We start from the raw sequence: 23,398 nt of genomic DNA, 5'->3' as shown, positions 1-23,398 counted from the left end.
CAATTATGAATATAGAAAAATCAGAAAATACTCTAGTAGTCGTCAATTACTGCCGCAATTGCTCAAAAAATCTGAGTCCTCATGCTGTATTCTGTAATTATTGCGGTGGAAAAATCATTAAAAATCGCATTACAGTAAAAAATCTTCTCGAGGATTTTAACGATCGGTTTTTGAGTATTGACGGTGCATTTCCCAAAACATTTCTAGCCCTTTTTAGAAAACCGGAAGATGTGATAGGCGGCTATATAAACGGTGTTCGAAAAAAATATATGTCTGCTTTTGGATATTTCGCACTTTCCCTATCAATAGCCGGGATTTATGTTTTTATTCTCAGAGAATATTTTATGGATTCTATCTTCGAAAGCATTGCTTTCCCTGAAGAGAAGAATCAAGCTCAATTAAATTTTATAAAGAAATTTGCTGCAAGTTTTAATGAGTATCAAGCCCTAACCAGTATACTTAGTATTCCCGTTTTAGCTCTGATTTCCCGAATTGTATTCTGGAATTATAAACAATTTAATTATCTGGAGCATACGGTGATTTACCTCTATGCTTTTAGTCACATCAACCTTACCTTTTATATTTTGGCCATTTTAACGATCTGGTCACCCAAACTTTACTACTTTTTCAGTTTTTTAGGAATAATAGGCTATATCATATATTTATGCTATGTTCTTAAAAGACTTTACCGCTTAAGCTTTTATAAGCTCATTATAAAAACCTCTCTTTTTGCTCTTGTGGGAAGTATCTTCCTCATAATAATCACAATAATTGCCGTGGTTATCATGGCTAAAATGGGTATGTTTGATGAACTTATTGAAAGCATAAAAGCTGTAAATGAAGCAAAAAATTAAACCGGCTGCTTACTTGCAGTAAACTGTACTTCATAAAGATTACGGTAATGCCCATTCTCTACCTCTAGCAATTCTTTATGACTTCCCATTTCTACAACCTGACCTTTTTCCATCACAATGATTTTATCAGCTTTTTTGATGGTTGCGAGTCGATGCGCAATAACAATTGAAGTTCGTCCTTTTGTGATTTTATTAATCGCTTTCTGAATCAAATGCTCACTGTTAGAATCTACTGAAGAAGTTGCTTCATCCAGCACCAAAATACTAGGATTACTTACATAAGCTCTTAAGAAGGCAATCAGTTGACGCTGTCCACTAGACAACATTGCTCCACGTTCTTTTACATTATAATGATATCCATTAGGCAGACTAGATATAAATGAATCTACACCTATCGCTTTGGCCGCGGCAATCACATTTGCTTCGGTAATATCCGGATTATTCAATGTAATATTATTTAAGATCGAATCTGCAAACAAAAACACATCTTGTAAAACCACAGCAATTTCTGATCTTAACGAAGCGACTTCGACATCCTTTATATCAATCCCATCAATTTTAATCACACCGCTGTCTATTTCATAAAAACGACCTAATAAGTTAATAATCGTAGATTTTCCGGCACCGGTAGAACCTACAATTGCAACGGTTTCACCCGCTTTAACTTCCAGGTTGATTCCGCGTAAAACTTCTTCATCTTCAACATAGCTGAAGCGTACATTTTCAAAACTTAGAGCTCCTTTGATGTTATTCAATACGTGAGTTCCTTCATCATCAATACGCGCATCTGTTTCTAAAATACCAAAAACACGATTGGCAGCTACCATACCCATTTGCAGGGTATTGAATTTATCTGCAATCTGACGCAATGGCGTAAACAACATTTGAGAAAACTGTATAAAAGCAGTAATTAAACCTATCGTAATCACATCACTTTCTACCGCTCTTAAACCTCCGTACCAAACTAATAGCCCTATTGTTATTGAAGTTACAACTTCAGCAATAGGAAAGAAAATAGAGTTATACCACACGGTTTTATTCCATGCAGCCATATGTTTTTTGTTAATCTCATTGAATTTATCCTGCTCAATTTCTTCCCGGGAAAAGACCTGCACGATCTTCATTCCCGTTACCCGTTCTTGTACAAACGAATTGAGATTGGCAACCTGCGTACGTACTTCTTCAAAAGCAACCTTCATTTTCTTCTGAAATACCCGTGTTGCATAAAGTATAAACGGAAGAATAACAAAAACGATTAGTGATAATTGCCAACTTTTATATAGCATAACCCCAGCGATAACCAGCATTTTAAGCAAATCACTAATAATCATAAACAGACCCTGACTGAATATACTTGCAATCGTTTCGATATCATTTACCGCACGGGTCACCAGTCGACCTACAGCAGATTTATCATAATACTGCATTTTGAAATAGATCATATGCTTGAAGAGTCGGGTTCTGATATCAAGAACGACTTGTTGCCCCAGCCAGTTTGCGAAGTAGATAAAAAGCAGTTGAAAAAGAGACTCGCCTATAAGTACCAGAAAACTCAAACCTATAAAATAGATCAGCGTATCCATGTTTTTAGGCTGCATACCTTCGTCCATCGCATACTCAATAAACACAGGGCGTAATACCGCACAAATCGAAATAAGTATAGCTGATATTGCCACAAAATACATGCGCATTTTATAAGGGCTTGTGTAACTCAAGAGCTTTTTAAACAAGCCAAAATCAAATGCATTTCCTTTACTACTTGCCATAGGGTAAAAATATTTCTTCAGGATAGCGTACTTCCGTAAGGTATAAACCGTGAGCCGGGGCTGAAGCTCCGGCTTCAGAACGCGTTCTACTTGCTATAATCGTTTTTAAATCTTGAGGATTTAACTTGCCTAAACCAATTTCAAGCAAAGTTCCTACCACCGCCCGCACCATATTCCGCAAAAAACGGTCTGCACTTATTTTAAAAAGCAACGTATTCTCTTGTTTAATCCACTGCGCTTCTACAATCTCACAAAGGTAAGTTTTAACGTCTGTATTAGAACGACTGAAACACTTAAAATCCTGCTTACCTAATAGAAATTTTGCTGCCTTATTCATCCTATCAAAATCCAATTCCTTTTCAAAAAAATAAGACTGATTTATAAGAAATGGATCTTTAAATGTGTGCACTTTATATACATAACTTCTTCTGGTAGCATCAAAACGCGCATGCGCTTCTTCCCTTACTTTTAGAATGTCATTAACCGCAATAGCTTCCGGCAGAAAGCGATTCAATCTAAACTGCAGATACTTGATCTCCTCTGGTGTCCATTCAGTTTCAAAATCAAAATGTGCATATAACTGTTTCGCATGTACACCAGCATCTGTACGGCCTGCTCCCACTACACTCATTTCTTTCCGCAGCAAAGTTGAAAGTGCTCCTTCTAAAACTTCTTGTACCGTAATACTCTGATGTTGACGTTGCCAACCGTGATACGGCCCGCCATCATAAGCTATGTCAATAAAATACCGCAAGCGTTCTGTTTGTGATTGAAGCTGCAAAGATACATCTTTGCAAGAGGTCTTCTAATTTTGAGAATTCTTTATCTGTTATGAAAAAAATACTACTCCTTAGCGACACCCATAGTTATATTGACGAACGTATATTGACTTATGCCGAAAAAGCCGATGAAGTCTGGCATGCAGGAGATATAGGCGATCTAGCTGTAACTGAAGCACTGCAGAAAATAAAGCCTTTACGGGCTGTTTTTGGCAATATTGATGATCATGAAATAAGAAAAGAGTTCCCATTGAACAACCGTTTTTCTTGTGAAGGTGTAGATGTTCTAATCACGCACATTGGCGGTTACCCCGGAAGATATTCACCTGCAATACGAGAAGAACTGAAAGCCAATCCGCCTAAATTATTTATTTGCGGGCACTCCCATATTTTAAAGGTAATGCCAGATCGCAAACTCAATTTATTACATATGAATCCCGGCGCTATTGGAAAACACGGTTTCCATAAAGTACGCACGATGCTGCGCTTTACCGTAGATCAAGGTAAAATAGACAATCTCGAGGTTATCGAAATGAAGCGCTAACCAGCTTATAACTAAAAAACCCTGCTAGTTGGCATACTAGCAGGGCTTTCGCACTAATTAACTAAGATATTAGGTCTATCGCAACCGATCAACAGATTTTACAAGATCCTCATCCCGCTTAATTGCTTTGTTAGCCAAAGCGATAAAAACGATAGAAATGATGGGGATTAGCATCCCAATACCCTTCTCTGGGGCCGCCGCCCCTCCAGATAAGATTTGCGATTGATAAAGCAATACACCTAGCAAAATAAAGTTCAATATTATATTCAATCTGCCCAGAACAAACTGAAGCTTCCTATTTTTAAATAAAAAAATCGTGATAAAAGAAAAAAGAGCGCTTCCAGAAAACAAAGCAACCAATTCTAAATGGTCTACAGCATAAACAGGTTCTCCTGTTGTTGTACTGTAAACAGGTATTGCAAAATGTAACCCGACAGACACGATTGCCGCCAGAATTAAATAAACACTTTGTATACGTTGAATCATTTCTTTCTTCAGTTAAGATTGACAAAAATATAAACTTCTTTCAGACTAGACTCATTTTAATAAAAAATATTGTTGTATAATTGCAATAGATAGTGTAACCGCTTCTAAGTTGGTTATTTACTCGCCAAAAAATTTCTCAGATCTTCTCTCAAAATTTTTTGATCGCATTCAAATCAATTCAATACAGAAATTCATACTTATAGTTAATGTTTAATATTTCAGAATTAAAAGCCAAAAAGCTGCCTGAATTACAGGAAATCGCCAAAGGTTTAGACATCCCTAAATACAGATCCCTTAAAAAATTGGATCTGGTCTATAAAGTTCTTGATCAACAAGCCGCAGATCCTAAAGCGGTTGCAGAAGTTATAGAAGAAAAATCACCTGATACTCCTGCTCCTGCAAAAACAAAAGCTCCAGAGCGTAAAACTACACCAAAGAGCTCCCCAAAGAAAAACACACGTCCTGCGAAAGAGTCAAATAGTGATACTAAACAGGATACAAAAACTCCTCCTCCAGCAACTGCAGCTAAAAAAGAGGACAAGCCAGACAATACACAACGCAAACCAAGAAATCAGAAATCTGATAAAGATAATTCTCAGAAACCTGAGAACAAACAATCTGAGGTTAAGCAACCTAGAGCGCATAAAGATGCTAACGCTGGCAATTCAAAAAGCAGACCTAGTAAAGAAAACAATACAAACGGTAATTCTAATTCTAACAGCAATTCAAATAACAACCGCAACAGCAATAACCGCAATAATAATCGCAATAACGACAACGGGAATAAAGATACCCGCAATCGCTACAGAGAGCCAGATTATGAGTTTGACGGCTTAATAGAAAGTGAAGGAGTATTAGATATTATGCAAGACGGTTATGGGTTCTTGCGTTCTTCAGACTATAACTATTTATCATCTCCAGATGATATCTATGTATCTCAGTCTCAGATCAGATTGTTTGGTCTAAAGACAGGTGATACAGTTCTTGGAGTCATTCGCCCTCCTAAAGAAGGTGAAAAGTATTTTCCGCTTATTAAGGTTTCAAAAATTAATGGTCTTGACCCAAGTGTGGTGCGTGATCGTGTTTCTTTTGAGCACCTGACACCTTTATTTCCGAAGGAAAAATTCAATATCGGAGAGCGTCAAAGCACAATATCAACACGTATTATGGATCTTTTTGCTCCTATTGGAAAAGGGCAGCGTGGTATGATTGTATCGCAACCAAAGACCGGTAAAACTATGTTGCTTAAGGATGTTGCAAATGCCATAGCAGCAAACCATCCTGAAGTGTACCAAATGATTTTATTGATCGATGAGCGTCCTGAAGAAGTTACCGACATGCAACGTAATGTAAAAGGCGAAGTAGTTGCTTCAACTTTTGACAAAGAAGCTCACGAGCACGTTCGCGTAGCGAATATTGTTCTCGAAAAAGCAAAACGTCTAGTAGAATGCGGTCACGATGTTGTTATACTTCTTGACTCTATTACACGACTTGCAAGAGCGTATAACACCGTACAACCAGCATCTGGCAAGATATTAAGTGGTGGTGTGGATGCAAATGCATTACATAAACCAAAACGCTTCTTTGGTGCAGCCCGAAATATCGAAAACGGAGGATCTCTTTCTATTATCGCTACGGCTTTAACTGAAACAGGGTCTAAGATGGATGAAGTGATCTTTGAAGAATTTAAAGGTACCGGTAACATGGAACTTCAGTTAGATCGTAAGATTGCTAACCGAAGAATTTTCCCTGCCATAGATCTTACTTCTTCAAGCACACGACGTGATGATTTATTACTTAGTAATAATGCAATACAGCGTATGTGGGTGATGCGTAAATACCTCGCAGATATGAACCCTATTGAAGCAATGGAATTCATTAGCGACCGTATAAAACAAACCAAAAACAATGAAGAGTTCTTAATCTCTATGAACGGGTAAAAAGAATCTAAATATCTCAATAAAAAAAGCGGCATCATTAATTGATGTCGCTTTTTTTATCACCCCTTTTTCGAACTAGCTCCTTCCAAGTAAAAGCATAATGTTACCACACTGAAACCACACTCCTACCACACTTTACCACAAAATCTGTGGGTGAGTGTGGTTTGATCACGGACTGACTTTGGGGTTACCTATAAGCATTCCTATCTTATCAATAGTATATGTATAGTTATTGGGATTATGCGAATAGCTTAGGATAAGCTGCAATTAGCCATTGAAGCTCTACAAGAGCTAAGAATCAAGCATTGATGGGAAGCTTTAGATCTGGAAATTCAACAGCTGCAAAAAGCAAAGTTCAGTGACTTGGAATCCGGCATATGACGGAGTAAAAAACAATTACGGGCAAGAAGCTGCTACTTATTCTATAAAACGCCCTCCAACTGGACAACTTGATCCCTTAATTGGATACCACAGGAGTTAATACAAACAAAAAAAACTCCCACGCCGAAATGCGTGGGAGTTTCAAATATTTTTAAAACTAACTTGTTATAGCGTATTTACATGCTTAGCAAGTTGAGATTTTAAGTTAGCAGCTTTGTTATCATGAATTATATTATTCTTAGCTAACTTATCAATCATAGAAATTACAGAAGGAAACAAGGTCTCTGCTTCTTTCTTATCAGCTTCACGCAATTTTTTCATTGCATTACGCGTAGTTCTACTCTGATAGCGATTTCTTAAACGCTTAACTTCGCTGTTTCTTATTCTCTTTAAAGATGACTTGTGATTTGCCATTATCTTGTTCTGTTTTAAATTGTAGCCCGTAGGGGAATCGAACCCCTCTTACCAGGATGAAAACCTGGCGTCCTAGCCGATAGACGAACGGGCCATTATGTCAAATATTCATGCTTAAGGTGCACAACCAACCTTTGTAGTCCGTAGGGGAATCGAACCCCTGTTACCAGGATGAAAACCTGGCGTCCTAACCCCTAGACGAACGGACCAGTATTTCGCTCAATTGCGGATGCAAAAATACACATATTTTATTATCACACAATAGCAAAACAAACTTTTTTTAAATTAATATGCTTTTGCAAATAAAACTCGCATTTTAGCAGGCTCCCCACTGTAAACACAAACGCCTTCCTCCTCTTTATAATCTAAAGGAATACAGCGAATTGTTGCTTTAGTTTCTGTCTTAATGCGTTCCTCGGTCTCTTTTGAGCCATCCCAAAAAGCACTTACAAAACCTGTTTTATTTTCTAAAACATCTTTAAATTCATCGTAAGTCTCCACTTCAGTGATATGCGTATCTCTAAAATTCTTTGCTTTATCATGTAAAGCTTTTTGTATCTCTACAAGCAAATCCTGCACACGAGAGACAATATCATCTTTAGAAACGGTCTCTTTAGTCAATGTATCCCTACGAGCAAGCTCTACGGTACGCTTTTCAAGATCCCTAGGACCTATAGCAATACGCAAAGGCACACCTTTTAATTCATACTCATTGAATTTCCAGCCTGGCTTGTGTGTATCTCTATCATCAAACTTCACACTAACCCCTAATAATTGCAATTCACGCTTAAGCTCTCTCGCAACTTGAGAAATTGAGTCTAACTGCTCCTCACTTCTGTATATAGGAACAATCACCACTTGTATTGGAGCCAACTTAGGAGGCAACACCAAACCGTTATCATCACTATGCGTCATGACCAAAGCCCCCATTAAACGTGTAGAAACTCCCCAACTGGTTGCCCACACATGCTCTTGAGAACCTTCTTTAGTAGCAAACTTAACATCAAAGGCTTTTGCAAAATTTTGACCCAAAAAGTGAGACGTACCAGCCTGAAGAGCCTTACCGTCTTGCATTAAAGCCTCAATACAATAAGTCTCTAAAGCTCCTGCAAAACGCTCGCTTTCGGTTTTTGTACCTTTAATCACAGGCATTCCCATAAAGTTTTCAGCAAAATCAGCATACACGCGCATCATTTGTTGCGCCTCCTCAAGAGCCTCTTCTTGAGTAGCGTGAGCGGTGTGACCTTCTTGCCAAAGAAATTCTGCCGTACGCAAGAATAAACGCGTACGCATTTCCCAACGCACAACATTTGCCCACTGGTTTACTTTTATAGGAAGATCACGATAAGATTGAATCCATTTTCGATAGGTATCCCAAATAATCGTTTCAGAAGTAGGTCGAACAATTAATTCCTCTTCAAGCTTCGCTTCAGGATCTACAATAATACTTCCATCTTCATCATTTTTTAATCTATAATGAGTAACAACCGCACATTCTTTTGCAAAACCATCTACGTGGCTCGCTTCTTTACTGAAATACGATTTTGGTATAAATAGCGGAAAATAGGCATTCTCATGACCGGTATCTTTAAACATACGATCTAGTTCTGCCTGCATTTTTTCCCATATAGCATAGCCATAAGGCTTAATCACCATACAACCCCTAACTCCTGAATTCTCAGCAAGATCAGCCTTTACAACGAGTTCATTATACCATTTTGAATAATCTTCTGCGCGAGTGGTTAAATTCTTTCCCATAAATATTTATTTGGCACAAATATTGTGTCTTTATAAGTGTTTTAAAGTTTTGCTACATCTTTGTTAAATGCATAAAATTGACGGCAAAACTAACTAAATTTACAATGTACAACAATAAAATACGGATGATATGCGCGGCTCGAAAATAACTCAGAAAACATTACTTAAACCTATACTTGGTCTTCTTGCCCTTGCAGGATTAGTTTCTTGTGGACCTTCACAATACACTATGAATGATGGGATTTACGGAAGAAGTACTCGCGTATACAATGATAATGTTCAACAGCAAGAAGTTGCATCAACTGAAAACGGAAGCGTTTATGCTAATTATTTCAACCAAGGCGCTGAAGATTTAGATGCTGCTCAACAATCTGGTGAAATCTTTACCGATATCGATTCATATTCTTCCAACTCAGAGTATACTGATGATGAAGCTATTTTAAATGAAAGCTTAACTTATAATGCTCAGCCGGGCTGGGGAGACACATATGATGAAGTTATAGTTAACACCTATGCTAACTTTTATCCAAATATGGGTTATGGATTCGCAAGACCTTTTTGGAATAACGGCTGGGGCTACGGAGGTTTTGGCGGCTGGGGCAACCCTTACGGAGGTTACGGCTGGGGGAATCCTTACGGAGGTTATGGTTATGCCTATAATGGCTGGGGCTATGGCGGATGGGGTTTCCCATATAATGGCTGGGGATTTGGATTTAGTCCTTTTTATGGTTATTACGGGGTGAACACTTTTTACGGCTACGGATATCGCAATGCCTATAGAAACAATTATTATTCTAGATATAACAGCGACAGAATTGCATATGCAAACAGTCGTAGATCGAATAATTCTTACTCAAGAGGCAGAACAGCAAACTCTTCGAGCTCAGCAAGAACTAGCTCACGCAGATCCTCTGATGTTAATTATGCACGCACAAGTCGTACGTACAGCAGAAATAATGTAGGTGTTAATCCTTCACGAAGCAGCAGAAGTTCTTCTGCTAATGGAAATAGAGTTTCAAGTAGAAATTCTAATTCTATTTACAATTCTACCGCTCGAAGAAGCAACAGCAATACGATAAGTAGAAATTCTAACTCAAATACGATCAGAAGATCTACACCATCAGCTGCAAATAGATCTAGTACTTATTCAAGAAGCAGCTCTTCTTCACGTAGTTCTGCTGTATCTAGAAGCACACCTACACGTAGTGCAGCACCTGCTCGTTCTAGCGGAGGTAGCAGCCGTAGCAGTGGAGGTAGCCGCAGCAGTGGAGGATCTTCAAGACGTGGTGGCGGCAGATAGTAATAAAATACAGTTCAATTATTTATTTTTAAGATGAAAAAACTTCTCATACTCCTATCTATAGGTTTAAGTATGCAGTGCCTTACTGCTCAAACAGTAGCAGATGCAGTACGCTACAGTACTCAAAACCTAACAGGTACCGCAAGATATCGTGGTGCCGGCGGAGCTTTTGGCGCTCTAGGTGGCGATGTTTCTGCAATTAACAGTAATCCTGCAGGATCTGCCATATTTAATAATAGCACAGTAGCTCTTACACTATCTTCCGGCGCCTATGATAACCAGACATTTTATAATGATGGTATCACCTCAAATAAGGACTCTAATATAGATCTCAATCAATTTGGTGGCGTATTTGTTTCTAATGGAATTGGAAAGATTCGCAAATTTACTTTTGGTTTTAATTATGACAGAACCAACGATTTTGACAATGCATATATCGCTTCAGGAGTAAGCAGCAATTCTATTGCAGATTATTTTCTTGGAAATGCTCAAGGCACACCTTTAGATTTACTGGAACTACAATCAGGAGAAACAAACGCAGACCTGTATCAGTTTTTAGGCGAAAATGAAACCTTTGCCACTCAACAAGCCTTTCTGGGTTATCAAGGATATTTAATTGATCCTGTATCTTCAGATTTAGACAATACGGAATATGTAAGTGCTCAAAATGGAAATTCTTTTAATCAGGAATATCAATATACTACCAGAGGAAACAACAGCAAATTTACCTTTAACGCTGCAGGGCAATTTAGCGAAAACCTTTATTTAGGATTAAATCTAAATGCACACACATTTAATTTCACAAGAAACACAGTTTTTTACGAAGATAATAGTGGTGCAAACAATGCAGTAAGCAACTTGCGCTTTGACAATGAATACAGAGCTTTTGGTTCTGGTATTTCTGCTCAGCTAGGTGGTATTTATCATATTTCCCTTTCTTTAAGAGTTGGTGCCACTTATGACACTCCTACCTATTTCACAATTTCAGAAGAAACAGAGCAATACCTCGGTACTTCAGGTACAAACGGTGATGCTATATTAAACCCTAATACCATCAACATCTACGAAGATTACAATCTTAGAACACCGGGAAAAGCAACAGGAAGTATCGCTTATATTTTTGGAAAATTAGGCTTTTTAAGTTTTGATTACTCTTACCAAGACTATGGTTCTATGAAATACTCACCTGATGAAGATGTGTTTTTTCAACAAATGAATAACCAAATCAACAACCAACTAAAAGGTGTTTCCAGCTATAAATTAGGTGGTGAATTTTTAGCCGGTGATTGGAGTTTTAGAGGGGGTTACCGTTTTATTGAAAGTCCATATAAAAATGAAGAAACACTTGGCAATACTACCGGCTATTCTTTAGGACTAGGCTACACGCTAGGCAATGCAAGAATTGATATTGCTTACGACTGGGCAAAACAGGAACAGAATGCTGCTCTATACGAAAGCACCTTTACAAATACTGCTTTTATAGATAACATAAATACAAATATTCTAGCTACAGTAAGCTTTCAGCTATAACACAAACAACACTCTTAAAATGCCTTCCGAATCATTGATTCAGAAGGCATTTTTTATTGATAAAAATAATACCCGAATCAATAAATGAGATACACTTGTAAAGCAGTTTAAATTGTTAATTTAACTATCTTTGCAAGCCTTTAGCCCAAGCGGCGACTAATAGCTTTATGAAAATGAATTTTGATAACGAAGAATTGAAAGCAATTGATGAAATAGGTGATAATCATCATGGTACATCTGCAGAAACTCCTTTACGGGATGATGCTTTTAAATTAAGTGATTCTGAGAAGATTGAACTTATAAAAGAAGATGTTGCGCGCATTATGCAAACGCTAGGACTAGACCTTACAGACGACAGTTTAAAAGGCACTCCCAACCGAGTAGCGAAAATGTTTGTAAATGAGATTTTTGGCGGTTTAAACCCTGCCCGCAAACCCAAAGCCTCTACATTTGATAACAATTACAAGTACGGCGAAATGCTTGTAGAGAAAAACATTACTGTTTATTCTACTTGCGAGCATCACTTATTACCAATTGTAGGAAGAGCTCACGTTGCCTATATTTCTAATGGCAGTGTTGTAGGACTTTCAAAAATGAATCGCGTGGTCGATTATTATTCAAAAAGACCTCAGGTTCAAGAACGCCTTACTATGCAAGTAGTTCAGGAGCTTCAAAAAGTTCTAGGCACGCAAGATGTTGCTTGCGTTATTGACGCAAAACATCTTTGCGTAAACAGCCGTGGGATCCGTGATATCGAGAGCAGCACGGTAACCAGTGAATTTGGTGGTAAATTCAAAGAAGAAGCTGTTAGACGCGAGTTCTTAGATTACATCAAACTTGATACTCCTTTTTAATTACGCATTTTATTTTTAGTCTTGTTTCCTTATAAATAATACGCTTTAAAGCACGCATAACAACTAATCTATGTCGACCTTATATCAAAAGCAAAACATCGCACTTTACAATTCTCTAAGTGGTCAAAAAGAAACATTTAAACCTCTTTTAGACGGAAATGTTGGGATGTATGTTTGTGGTCCTACGGTCTATAGCAATGTACATCTCGGTAATGTACGTACCTTTATGTCTTTTGATATGATCTTTAGATACCTGAAGCATTTAGGATACAAAGTTCGTTATGTACGAAATATTACTGACGCAGGCCACCTTACTGACGATGCTGATGAAGGCGAAGATAAAATCGCAAAAAAAGCGCGTTTAGAACAAATAGAACCTATGGAAGTTGTACAACAGTACACAATCGACTTTCATACTATCCTTCAAAAATTCAATTGCCTTCCTCCCAGCATAGAACCCACTGCAACCGGTCATATCATTGAGCAAATTGAGATAATTAAAGAGATAATCGACAATGGTTTTGCCTACGAGAAAAATGGTTCCGTTTATTTTGATGTACTCAAATTTAACGAGACTCATGAGTACGGAAAATTAAGTGGTCGCAATCTTGAAGATATGATCACGAATACGCGCGAACTAGCCGCACAAAGCGAAAAGAAAAATGCTCAGGATTTTGCACTTTGGAAAAAAGCCGAACCTCAGCACATTATGCGCTGGCCATCGCCTTGGGGAGATGGTTTTCCGGGCTGGCATTTAGAGTGTACCGCTATGAGCACCAAATATCTTGGAGATCAATTTGATATTCACGGTGGCGGTATGGATCTAAAATTTCCGCATCACGAGTGTGAGATTGCACAGTCTGAAGCTTCAAACGGTAAAAATCCGGTGAATTACTGGCTGCATGCTAATATGCTTACCTTAAACGGTAAGAAAATGTCTAAAAGTGACGGAAACAATATTTTTCCGGCTCAGATCTTTACCGGCGACAGTCCATTTTTAACTAAAGGCTTCTCCCCTAGTGTTGCCCGCTTTTTTATTATGCAGGCACATTACCGCAGTGTTTTAGATTTCAGCAATGATGCACTATTAGCTAGCGAAAAAGGCTTCAATCGTCTTATGGAAGCGGTAAATCTATTAGACTCACTTCCTACTGCAGAGACCAGTTCATTAGACATCTCAGGTTGGAAACAGTCTTGCTATACTGCGATGAATGATGATTTTAACTCCCCCATCTTAATCGCTCAACTTTTTGAGGCCGCTAAGTTTATTCATCAGATAAAAGATGGCAAAGCAAAGATCTCTCAGACAGACCTTGAAATCTTCAAAAAAAGTATTCACGCATTTGTTTTTGACATATTAGGGCTTGAAGATGTAAATGCCGTAGCCGAAGCTAATACAGACAAACTGAATGGAACGATAGAGCTTTTAATTCAGCTTAGAAAAGAGGCAAGAGCTAATAAAGATTTTGCAACCAGCGATCAGATTAGAGATCAACTTTTAGAACTGGGAATTCAACTGAAGGATGGTCGAGAAGGAACAACCTATACCTTATCTTAAAATCTCAAACGGTGAAAAGTCTAGTAAAAAAAATATTGATTTTTCCTATTCGCGTTTACCAGAAACTCATTTCACCATTATTACCCCCTGCTTGCAGGTACGAACCCACTTGCTCTCATTACAGCGTTCAGGCTATAGAAAAACACGGACCTCTAAAAGGAACTTGGCTAGCTATAAAACGTATAGCAAGCTGCAATCCCTGGGGTGGTTCAGGCTATGACCCCGTTCCTCCTAGAAAAGGTAAAAACTCATATAAAAAATCTAAAAAAGATTAAGAAGCCTTTTGGCTTTCCTATATTTACAGCACAAAATTTTTACAGCTTATGCTCCCTTTAAAAATGACCTGGAACCCTTCAACGGGTCTCGATTTAGGATTCTTTACCATTCATTATTACAGTTTGATGTTTGTTATTGCTTTTTCGTTAGGCTGGTACCTGATGAAAAAAGTTTATAAAAATGAAGGTGTTGAAGAAGAAAAACTAGATCCGCTTTTTATCTACTCGGTTTTAGCAATTTTAATAGGAGCACGCCTAGGCCATGTGTTCTTTTATCAAACAGAACTACTCTGGCAAGATCCTCTTTCTGTGTTTTTACCTTTTCGATTTGTACCAGAAATTGAATATACCGGTTTTCAAGGTTTAGCCAGTCATGGTGCAGCCATCGGGATGATCTTTGCCATGTATCTTTATAATAAAAAGATTTTAAAGAAAAGTGTTCTATGGCTTTTAGACCGTGTAATCTTACCAGTTTCTTTAGGAGCCATTTTTGTTCGTATTGGCAACTTTTTCAATTCGGAAATGGTGGGTAAAATTACCGATTCAAATTTAGGAATTAAGTTTGTTCAAGATCAATACAACAAATACGAAGTACAACGCTTAACCGGAATACCTAACGAACACAAAGCATACAGTGCTTTAACCGATGATCCTCAATTTGCAAATTATATTGCTGAAATACCGTATCGCTTTCCGGGACAATTGATGGAATCTTTTGGGTATGTATTTGTATTCCTCATCTTAATGTTTGTTTACTGGAAAACAGATTTACGCAAAAAAGAAGGCTTTCTTTTCGGACTTTTCTTAGTTCTTTTATGGACGGTTCGTTTTATAGTAGAGTACTTTAAACGCGCTCAAGTTGAAGGCCGCGAGGATTGGATTTTCGGTTTTAATACCGGTCAGATCTTAAGTATTCCGTTTATACTAATTGGTATTTTTATGATCGTACGCGCCTTAGGCCAGAAAAAAGAACCTCAATACTAATCTGCCATGTTTAAGAAAATAGTTTTTCTCGTTTTAGGTTTCAGCACAATTCTTTCCTGTAAAAATCAGGAATCAGAACCTGCAGAGATTCCGCAAGAACAAATAGCGTTTACTCAGGAAGGAAAACTTCAAATTTTTAAACAAAACGAAGAGAAAGTCTATTTCAATATAGAAATCGCAGATACCGATTATGAAACCGAAACCGGACTGATGTACCGGGAGTCTATGAAACAAAATCAAGCGATGCTTTTTGTTTTTAAAGATGAAAGACCGCACAGCTTTTATATGAAAAACACCTACATTCCTTTGGATTTATTTTTCATTACAAAAGATCTGAAAATTGCTACCATTATTGAAAATGCAAAGCCTTTAGACGAATCCAGCCTACCTTCTGAAGTTCCGGTAATGTATGTCTTGGAAACAAATGCAGGTATTGCTGACTTATGGGATATTAAAGAAGGAGATTCCATTAGCTGGAAACGCAAATAATGGATTACTCCAAGGTCTTACAAGAAATTAAAGAGGAAATCGCAACCTTTAAAAATACCGGAAAAGTAGCTACTTACATTCCTGAACTTGGTAAGGTTGACCCTTCAAAATTCGGAGTCTATCTACAATGTACTGACGGAAACGGATACGGTTTAGGAGATTCTTTAGATTGTTTTTCCATACAAAGTATATCAAAGGTTTTAAGCCTAGCTCTGGCTCTTAAACTCAAAGGAAAAGAGGTCTGGAAACGCATAGGCGTAGAACCTTCAGGAGATCCTTTTAATTCATTAGTACAGCTAGAATACGAGAAAGGAATCCCCCGAAATCCTTTCATAAATGCAGGAGCTCTTGTTGTTGCAGACATTCTTATTTCAGAATTAGAAAATCCTAAAGAAGACCTTTTACAATTCGTACGCAACATCGCAGAAGATCAAAGTGTTGAATATGATGAAAAAGTAGCCGCTTCTGAAATGGAGCATAAGTTCCGTAATGCTTCGCTTACTCATTTAATGAAAGACTTTGGCAACATCAAAAACAATGTTGATGATGTGCTTGATTTCTATTTCCATCAATGCTCTATTGCAATGAACTGCAAACAGCTCACACAAGCTTTTACAATTTTCCTGAACTATGGAAAATATGATCTTAGCAAAGAAGCAGCAGTTCTAGACCCAATTCTCGCTAAACGCATCAATGCATTGATGCTTACGTGTGGTTTTTATGATGAATCTGGAGAATTCGCATTCACAGTAGGCTTACCCGGTAAAAGTGGTGTTGGCGGCGGCATTGTTGCGCTACATCCTAGACACTACAGTGTAGCTGTTTGGAGTCCTCCACTCAATAAAAATGGTAATTCTGAACTGGGTATGAAGGTTCTGGAGTTACTAACTACCAAAACTGAGATTTCAGTTTTTTAAAAAAGTAATGAATACAAAAAAGGGTCTGATTTTAAAATCAGACCCTTGTTTTTATATGATTAAAGCAAACTGAAAGTTACGCCACAGTCTCCTCTTCTTCTTTTATTTTTTCTGGCTTTAAAGCCTTTTTCTGAATCGTATCAAACATAACTGGTGTTGCAATGAAGATCGAAGAGTACGTACCCACTACAACCCCTACGATCAATGCAAACATAAAGCCCATTATACTTGCTCCACCAAAAATGAAGATCGCAAGCAATACAATTAAAGTAGTCATAGACGTATTTAAGGTACGACTAATAGTGCTGTTAATCGCCTGATTGATAATAACACCCATTTTGCGATCTGTACCGTACTCCTTCATAAACTCTCTAATACGGTCAAATACAACCACGGTATCATTCAGCGAGTAACCAATAACGGTTAGTATCGCAGCGATAAACGACTGGTCAATTTCCATATTAAATGGCATAAACTTATAGGTCAATGAGAAGATACCTAATACAATCAACACATCGTGGAATACTGCAGCAACAGCACCCAATGAGAATTGCCATCTTCTAAAACGCAATAAAATGTACAAGAAGACAACCACTAATGAACCTAAAACAGCCCAGAATGAATCTCTTTTAATGTCATCTGCAATCGTAGGACCTACTTTGTTATATTCTAGAATACCTACTTTTTCTTCTGTTGAACCACCTTTTACAAACTGTGCAAGGGTTAAATCTGCAGGCAAATAGCTTTTTAAAGCTGTATATAATTTCTGCTGAATTTCGTCATCTACTTCAGACGATTCTTCTTCAATTCTATACTTCGTAGTAATCTTTAACTGATTAGCCTCTCCGTATGTTTTTGCTTGTGCACTTTCTAACTCAGCAATTAATTTGTTTTCAACCTCAGTAGCATTAACCGGCGCTTCAAAACGAACGGTATAATTACGCCCACCAACAAAATCAACACCCTGATCTAGACTGTTAGTGAATAACGATATTAAACTTACTAAGATCAATACACCACTAATCACATAAGCAACTTTTCGTTTTGCCAAGAAATCTTTATTGAAATTGGTAAACAGATTTTTGGTTGCTCCAGTACAAAATGCAAGAGACTTACCATTTTTACCATACCCGTCAATAAATAGACGTGTAACAAAAATTGCAGTAAATAAAGAAGTAGCAATACCTATCATTAAGGTAGTCGCAAATCCTTGAATAGGACCTGTACCGAATAAGAATAAAATCAATGCAGTTAAAAACGTAGTAATGTTAGCATCAAGAATTGATGACAATGCATTATTAAAACCATCTTTAATCGCATCTTTTTGAGACTTACCTTTTGCTACTTCTTCTTTAATACGCTCAAAGATTAGCACGTTTGCATCCACAGACATACCTATCGTAAGCACAATACCCGCGATACCAGGAAGTGTAAGCACCGCCCCAAGACCAGCAAGAATACCAAATATAAATAAGATGTTTACCGCTAATGCAACATCTGCAAAAAGACCAGCTTTACCGTAGTAGAACACCATCCAAACCAACACTAATAAAAGTGCGATAACAAATGACATCAAACCACTATTAATCGCTTCTTGTCCTAATGAAGGACCAACAACATCATAAGAAATGATTTTTGCCGAAGCAGGAAGTTTACCCGCTTTTAATACGTTTGCTAAATCCTGAGCCTCTGTAACTGCAAAGCTTCCTGAGATTTCAGTAGATCCACCTTTAATTTCCGCTTTAGCAGTAGCTGCAGAATAAACCGTTCCGTCAAGAACAATTGCGATAGCATTTCCTTCACCTGCAACCTCACCAGTTAGTTTTGCCCACTGACCAGGACCCTGACCCTCAAAGTCAATACCTACAGAAGGCTGACCTGCCTGCGTGTATTGTTGACGTGAATCTTGCACTACATCACCATCCATAGCAGGAGATCCGCTACGGTCTGATTGCAATGCGTAAAGCGGTACAACATCAGATTCTGCTTCAGTAATACCCCATCTGAATTTTGCAAAACGTAATTCTTGTGGACGAAGTCTTGTGATTTCAGGCTTTGCTAAATATCCATTTATTGTCGCTGTATCTTTTACCTGAGCATAACCTACGATTGGAGCCTGAGCATATTGCTGAATAGCAGGATTAAAACTAAACACCTCAAATAAAGGATTGTTCTGTGCAGCAGGACTTATTGAATCTTCTTCACTAGCAAGTAAGTCTTCTATAGAATCATCAGCTTCTGTAGAATCTACAGTCGTTTCAGTTTCTTGTACTTCAGCAGGAGCTACAATATCTTTTAAAACACTGTTTACTTCTAATAAATAAGGCGCTACCTGAGAAGCATAATGCGTTTTGTAAAACTCTAATTGAGCAGTACTTTCTAATTGAAATTTTACACGCTCTATATCTGTAGCTCCGGGAAGTTCGATTAATATACGCGATTGGTTATCTAAACGTTGAATATTAGGTTGAGTAACACCAAACTTATCAATACGATTACGTAATACTTCAAATGCAGAATTAATAGATCCTTCAATTTCCTGAGCAATGATTGGTTCTACCTCAGCATTGGTCATATTAAAGTTAATCTTCTCTCCTAAAGTCGTATTTGCAAATACATCTGGAGAAGCTAATTTGTTATCTCCGGGTATTGCTTCAAAAGCATCAAAGAAATCTTCTAAAAAACTATTTTGGCTACTTTTTTGAGCTTCTGCAGCCTGATCTAAAGCCTGATTAAAAGCAGGATCAGTACTGTTATTGCTTAAGCCTCTTAAAATATCTGCAACAGAAATTTCAAGAATGGCATTCATACCCCCTTTAAGATCCAGACCTTTATTAAGCTCTTTATCCTTGGCATCATTATACGTTATACCTAAAGCTATAGGGTCATTACCTATAGAATCTAAGTATCGACGCTCAACCTCACCTCTTCTATCTACATAATCCTCAACAGAATTGGGTACTTTTTGCTCAGCAAAAGTAGCAGCTTTGTCTTCTGTTTGATTTGTGAAATACGTAAATGAAAGCTGGTATAAACTCACCAACCCAAATAAAATCGCAAATACTCTAATGAGTCCTTTATTTTGCATTACTCTTTAATATTTATTAATTCTTCCCGAACCTTTTTCAGGCGATTTTGTAAAACGTGCAAATATAGGGTTTCAATGCAGAAATGCCAATAAATATCTTTTTGATTTCTTTAACCTTTTAAAAAACTAAAAGACAAATCATTAAGCACTATTTTGATTGATTTTCAACCCAAATTGCATGTTAAATTTGATACTTTAAAATTAAACAAATCGAGCCTTCTCCAATTTATTTAAACACCTAGCCAAGGCTTTTTTACCTTATAAAAAGAATTCAGTTTTTAAAAAATTCAGTTTTGATTGTCAATATCAAAAAATATAATAATGTTTTCCAATATTTAATTGGCCTTTTTTTATAACATTTCAATAAATACTTAGAATGGAAAACAGTGATGCCAGAAATTGATTTATAGAAATAAAAATTATAAATTTTGTCAACTCTTAACTGTTGATAAATAATCAAAGTACTTATAACCAATATTTTACATTTATTTTTCGTAAACTTTATAAAATATCGAGTTTTTTTTGTTTGTTTTTCAACTACCTTCACAATAGCTAAACCTCAAAACAAAATACCGATGGCCACACCAGTTACCGCACCCGTTTCTCAAACGTATTCTCAAGATGAAGCCTTTGAAGCTTCATTAAAATATTTTAAAGGAGACGACCTTGCAGCTCGTGTTTGGGTCAATAAATATGCTCTTAAAGATTCCGAAGGCAATATCTATGAGAAAACTCCTGATGATATGCATCGCCGTATCACAAAAGAGTTGGCTCGCATTGAAGCCCGATATCCAAACCCTATGAGCGAAGAAGAGGTTTTTGACTTGATTAAAAATTTTAAATACATCGTTCCTCAAGGAAGTCCTATGGCTGGAATTGGAAACCCTTTTCAAGTAGGGTCTTTATCTAATTGTTTTGTTATAGGAAATGACGGCGCTTCTGATTCTTACGGTGGGATTATGAAAATAGATCAAGAGCAGGTTCAACTCATGAAACGTCGTGGCGGTGTAGGCCACGATCTCTCTCACATAAGACCTAAAGGTTCTGGTGTGAAGAATTCTGCATTAACATCAACAGGTCTTGTCCCTTTTATGGAGCGCTACTCCAATTCAACCCGTGAGGTTGCTCAAGACGGAAGACGTGGCGCTTTGATGCTTTCGGTTTCTATAAACCACCCAGACGCAGAAGATTTTATCGATGCAAAAATGGAACAAGGTAAAGTAACCGGCGCTAATGTTTCGGTACGTATCGATGACGGTTTTATGCAAGCGGTGAAAGATCAAAAAAAATATACTCAGAAATACCCCATATTCAGCAAAAACCCTTTGAATCAAAAGGAAATTGAAGCTGAAAAACTCTGGAAAAAAATTGTTCACAATGCTTGGAAATCCGCAGAACCCGGTATTCTATTCTGGGACACTATTTCACGGGAATCTGTACCAGATTGTTATGCAGATTTGGGCTACAAAACAGTATCTACAAATCCTTGTGGCGAGATTCCTCTTTGCCCCTATGACTCGTGTCGTTTATTAGCTATAAATCTATTTTCTTACGTTGATGAGCCTTTTACAGAGAAAGCTTCTTTCAACTTTGATTTATTTAAAAAACATGTTGCAAAAGCGCAGCGGATAATGGACGATATTATTGATCTCGAACTTGAAAAAGTCAATGCTATTCTCCACAAAATAGAAAGCGATCCGGAAAATGAAGAAGTTAAAAAGGTTGAACATAATCTATGGTTAAATATTAAAAAGAAAGCCGAAGAAGGCCGCCGTACCGGAATAGGTATCACCGCCGAAGGTGATATGCTTGCTGCACTAGGCATCAAATACGGAAGTAAAAAAGGAAATGAATTTTCTGTAGAAATTCACAAAACCATCGCTATTGAAGCCTATCGCGCATCGGTTGACGCTGCTAAAGAGCGCGGCGCTTTCCCTATTTTTGATTCAGAACGCGAGAAAGAAAATCCGTTTATATTAAGACTTAAAGAAGCAGACGAAAAACTGTATTATGATATGCTCGAGCATGGTCGTCGTAACATTGCCTTACTTACCATTGCTCCTACCGGAACAACCAGCTTAATGACACAAACCACATCTGGTATTGAACCGGTTTTTTTACCTGTTTACAAGCGTCGCCGTAAAGTGAATCCAAATGACAAAGAAGCTCGTGTGGACTTTGTTGACGAAGTAGGTGACTCTTGGGAAGAATATGTGGTATTTCACCATCGCTTTAAAGAATGGATGAAAATCAACGGCATTGCTACTGACAAGAATTACAGTCAGGAAGAATTAAATGAAATCGTAGCACAATCCCCCTACTATCAAGCAACCTCCAATGATGTTGATTGGCTGAATAAAGTACGCATGCAGGGAGCTGTACAAAAATGGGTAGACCACAGTATTAGTGTCACCATCAACTTACCTAACGATGTAGACGAAGAGCTCGTAGGCGACTTATATCTTGAAGCCTGGCAAGCCGGCTGTAAAGGTGTAACTGTTTATCGCGATGGGTCTCGCTCAGGCGTTCTAATCTCTAACGAGGAAAAGAAAGAAGAGGAAGAACACGAAACCCTAACAGCATTCCCGACTAAGAGACCTCAAATTCTAGAAGCAGATATTGTACGTTTTCAAAATAACAAAGAAAAATGGATCGCTTTCATAGGTCTTATAGAAGGAAAACCTTATGAAATCTTTACCGGTATTGCTGATGATGAAGACGGAATCTTATTACCGCGCTGGGTTGAAAAAGGTCTAATTATTAAAAACCGAAACGAAGACGGAAGCTCTCGTTATGATTTTCAATATCAAAATAAAAGAGGCTATAAAACTACAATTGAAGGACTCTCTCATAAGTTTGATCCTGAGTACTGGAATTATGCAAAATTGATTTCTACAACACTTCGCTACGGAATGCCTATTGAAAAAGCTGTTGAATTAACAAATAGCTTACAATTAGACAGCGCTTCAATAAACACATGGAAAAATGGTGTAGCTCGTGCATTAAAACGCTACGTAGCAGACGGAACAGTAGCTCTTAAACAAAAATGCGACAACTGTAATTCTTCAGAATTAATTTATCAGGAAGGCTGCCTTACCTGTAAAGACTGCGGCTCTTCTAAGTGCGGATAATAATTCCGGTAAAATATATAAAGCATAAAAAAGAGAGGCTGTCTAAAAAGTCAAGACAGCCTCTTTTTTTTATGGATTTATTCTGAATATGTTTTACTTTCATGGTATGAAAGCAAAACCTGTTTGGAAGACCGACCATCAGTCTCAGTTGAGCCTGCTTCCGCCTAGTTATGATGATTTTGTACCGCAGAACCATCCTGTACGTATAGTAAATGCGATTGTCAACCGGATCGATATAAGTTCCATTGAGGTCACTTATAAAGGCGGTGGTACATCAAGCTATCATCCCCGTGCACTGCTTAAGATACTGATCTATGCTTACCTTCGCAACCTGTATTCCTCCCGCAAGA

At 37.6% G+C, this 23,398-nt stretch carries 19 protein-coding genes and 2 tRNA genes; 13 read left to right on the top strand and 8 right to left on the bottom strand.

What is annotated here, in order from left to right; all coding sequences use genetic code 11:
• Positions 1 to 5 precede the first annotated feature (5 nt).
• Complete coding sequence (locus BUB91_RS15255; RefSeq protein ID WP_073100145.1) at positions 6 to 854, top strand: DUF3667 domain-containing protein; 849 nt, start codon at positions 6 to 8, stop codon at positions 852 to 854.
• On the opposite strand, the gene BUB91_RS15250 is transcribed toward BUB91_RS15255, so the two are convergent.
• Both BUB91_RS15250 and truA read right to left on the bottom strand, forming a co-directional pair.
• A complete protein-coding gene (locus BUB91_RS15250) occupies positions 851 to 2,620 on the bottom strand; it encodes an ABC transporter ATP-binding protein (RefSeq protein WP_073100144.1) in 1,770 nt (589 codons plus the stop codon). The two genes, BUB91_RS15255 and BUB91_RS15250, sit on opposite strands and share 4 nt — an antisense overlap.
• Positions 2,610 to 3,401 (bottom strand): tRNA pseudouridine(38-40) synthase TruA, encoded by a 792-nt coding sequence (truA, locus tag BUB91_RS15245; protein ID WP_083557963.1) that lies wholly within the window; start codon positions 3,399 to 3,401, stop codon positions 2,610 to 2,612. Before truA ends, BUB91_RS15250 begins: the two co-directional genes overlap by 11 nt.
• A 50-nt stretch (positions 3,402 to 3,451) precedes the next feature.
• On the opposite strand from truA, the gene BUB91_RS15240 reads away from it, so the two are divergent.
• Entirely contained in the window at positions 3,452 to 3,943 is a 492-nt protein-coding gene (locus tag BUB91_RS15240) for a metallophosphoesterase family protein (protein WP_073100143.1), read from the top strand.
• 75 nt (positions 3,944 to 4,018) lie between these two features.
• On the opposite strand, the gene BUB91_RS15235 is transcribed toward BUB91_RS15240, so the two are convergent.
• On the bottom strand, positions 4,019 to 4,429 hold the full coding sequence (locus BUB91_RS15235; protein WP_073100142.1) for a DUF4293 domain-containing protein: 411 nt from the start codon (positions 4,427 to 4,429) through the stop codon (positions 4,019 to 4,021).
• A 206-nt stretch (positions 4,430 to 4,635) separates the two neighbouring features.
• Here BUB91_RS15235 and rho point away from each other — a divergent pair, with 206 nt between their 5' ends.
• Entirely contained in the window at positions 4,636 to 6,369 is a 1,734-nt protein-coding gene (gene rho, locus BUB91_RS15230; RefSeq protein WP_073100141.1) for a transcription termination factor Rho, read from the top strand.
• A gap of 546 nt (positions 6,370 to 6,915) precedes the next feature.
• Here rho and rpsT read toward each other — a convergent pair.
• The 4 genes from rpsT to proS all read right to left on the bottom strand — a co-directional run bounded on the left by rpsT (position 6,916) and on the right by proS (position 8,922).
• Positions 6,916 to 7,164, bottom strand: coding sequence for a 30S ribosomal protein S20 (rpsT, locus tag BUB91_RS15225; protein ID WP_073100140.1), 249 nt, complete (start codon positions 7,162 to 7,164; stop codon positions 6,916 to 6,918).
• Between the two features lie 22 nt (positions 7,165 to 7,186).
• A tRNA-Glu gene (locus BUB91_RS15220) sits at positions 7,187 to 7,258 on the bottom strand.
• A 43-nt stretch (positions 7,259 to 7,301) separates the two neighbouring features.
• A tRNA-Glu gene (locus BUB91_RS15215) sits at positions 7,302 to 7,373 on the bottom strand.
• 76 nt (positions 7,374 to 7,449) lie between these two features.
• A complete protein-coding gene (proS, locus tag BUB91_RS15210) occupies positions 7,450 to 8,922 on the bottom strand; it encodes a proline--tRNA ligase (protein WP_073100139.1) in 1,473 nt (490 codons plus the stop codon).
• Between the two features lie 130 nt (positions 8,923 to 9,052).
• Between proS and BUB91_RS15205 the strand changes: the two genes are divergently transcribed.
• From BUB91_RS15205 to BUB91_RS15170, 8 genes are all read left to right on the top strand, one after another.
• Positions 9,053 to 10,222: a hypothetical protein gene (locus tag BUB91_RS15205; RefSeq protein WP_073100138.1), complete on the top strand. Its 1,170-nt coding sequence runs from the start codon at positions 9,053 to 9,055 to the stop codon at positions 10,220 to 10,222.
• Positions 10,223 to 10,255: 33 nt separating this feature from the next.
• Complete coding sequence (locus tag BUB91_RS15200; RefSeq protein ID WP_073100137.1) at positions 10,256 to 11,752, top strand: OmpP1/FadL family transporter; 1,497 nt, start codon at positions 10,256 to 10,258, stop codon at positions 11,750 to 11,752.
• Between the two features lie 167 nt (positions 11,753 to 11,919).
• Positions 11,920 to 12,606, top strand: a complete 687-nt coding sequence (gene folE, locus BUB91_RS15195) for a GTP cyclohydrolase I FolE (protein ID WP_073100136.1) — start codon at positions 11,920 to 11,922, stop codon at positions 12,604 to 12,606.
• A gap of 70 nt (positions 12,607 to 12,676) precedes the next feature.
• A complete protein-coding gene (gene cysS / locus BUB91_RS15190) occupies positions 12,677 to 14,164 on the top strand; it encodes a cysteine--tRNA ligase (protein ID WP_073100135.1) in 1,488 nt (495 codons plus the stop codon).
• An 11-nt stretch (positions 14,165 to 14,175) separates the two neighbouring features.
• Positions 14,176 to 14,439 (top strand): membrane protein insertion efficiency factor YidD, encoded by a 264-nt coding sequence (yidD, locus tag BUB91_RS15185; RefSeq protein WP_073100134.1) that lies wholly within the window; start codon positions 14,176 to 14,178, stop codon positions 14,437 to 14,439.
• Positions 14,440 to 14,487: 48 nt separating this feature from the next.
• Positions 14,488 to 15,423, top strand: coding sequence for a prolipoprotein diacylglyceryl transferase (gene lgt / locus BUB91_RS15180; protein ID WP_073100133.1), 936 nt, complete (start codon positions 14,488 to 14,490; stop codon positions 15,421 to 15,423).
• Positions 15,424 to 15,429: 6 nt separating this feature from the next.
• The gene (locus BUB91_RS15175) at positions 15,430 to 15,912 is read left to right on the top strand and encodes a DUF192 domain-containing protein (RefSeq protein WP_073100132.1); all 483 of its coding nucleotides are present in this window, start codon (positions 15,430 to 15,432) and stop codon (positions 15,910 to 15,912) included.
• Positions 15,912 to 16,829, top strand: coding sequence for a glutaminase (locus BUB91_RS15170; protein WP_073100131.1), 918 nt, complete (start codon positions 15,912 to 15,914; stop codon positions 16,827 to 16,829). Before BUB91_RS15175 ends, BUB91_RS15170 begins: the two co-directional genes overlap by 1 nt.
• Before the next feature lie 76 nt (positions 16,830 to 16,905).
• Here the strand turns inward: BUB91_RS15170 and secDF are convergent, their stop codons facing one another.
• Positions 16,906 to 19,917: a protein translocase subunit SecDF gene (secDF, locus tag BUB91_RS15165; protein WP_073100130.1), complete on the bottom strand. Its 3,012-nt coding sequence runs from the start codon at positions 19,915 to 19,917 to the stop codon at positions 16,906 to 16,908.
• 575 nt (positions 19,918 to 20,492) lie between these two features.
• On the opposite strand from secDF, the gene BUB91_RS15160 reads away from it, so the two are divergent.
• Complete coding sequence (locus BUB91_RS15160) at positions 20,493 to 23,048, top strand: adenosylcobalamin-dependent ribonucleoside-diphosphate reductase (RefSeq protein ID WP_073100129.1); 2,556 nt, start codon at positions 20,493 to 20,495, stop codon at positions 23,046 to 23,048.
• Positions 23,049 to 23,136: 88 nt separating this feature from the next.
• Positions 23,137 to 23,398: transposase (locus BUB91_RS21580; protein ID WP_139250537.1), on the top strand; the 262-nt coding region annotated here is incomplete at its 3' end.

It is taken from the genome of Leeuwenhoekiella marinoflava DSM 3653, from assembly GCF_900129005.1.
Classification (GTDB): Bacteria; Bacteroidota; Bacteroidia; order Flavobacteriales; family Flavobacteriaceae; genus Leeuwenhoekiella; species Leeuwenhoekiella marinoflava.
Note: the sequence above shows the minus strand (reverse complement) of the source record. Positions and strands in the feature narration are given on the sequence as shown.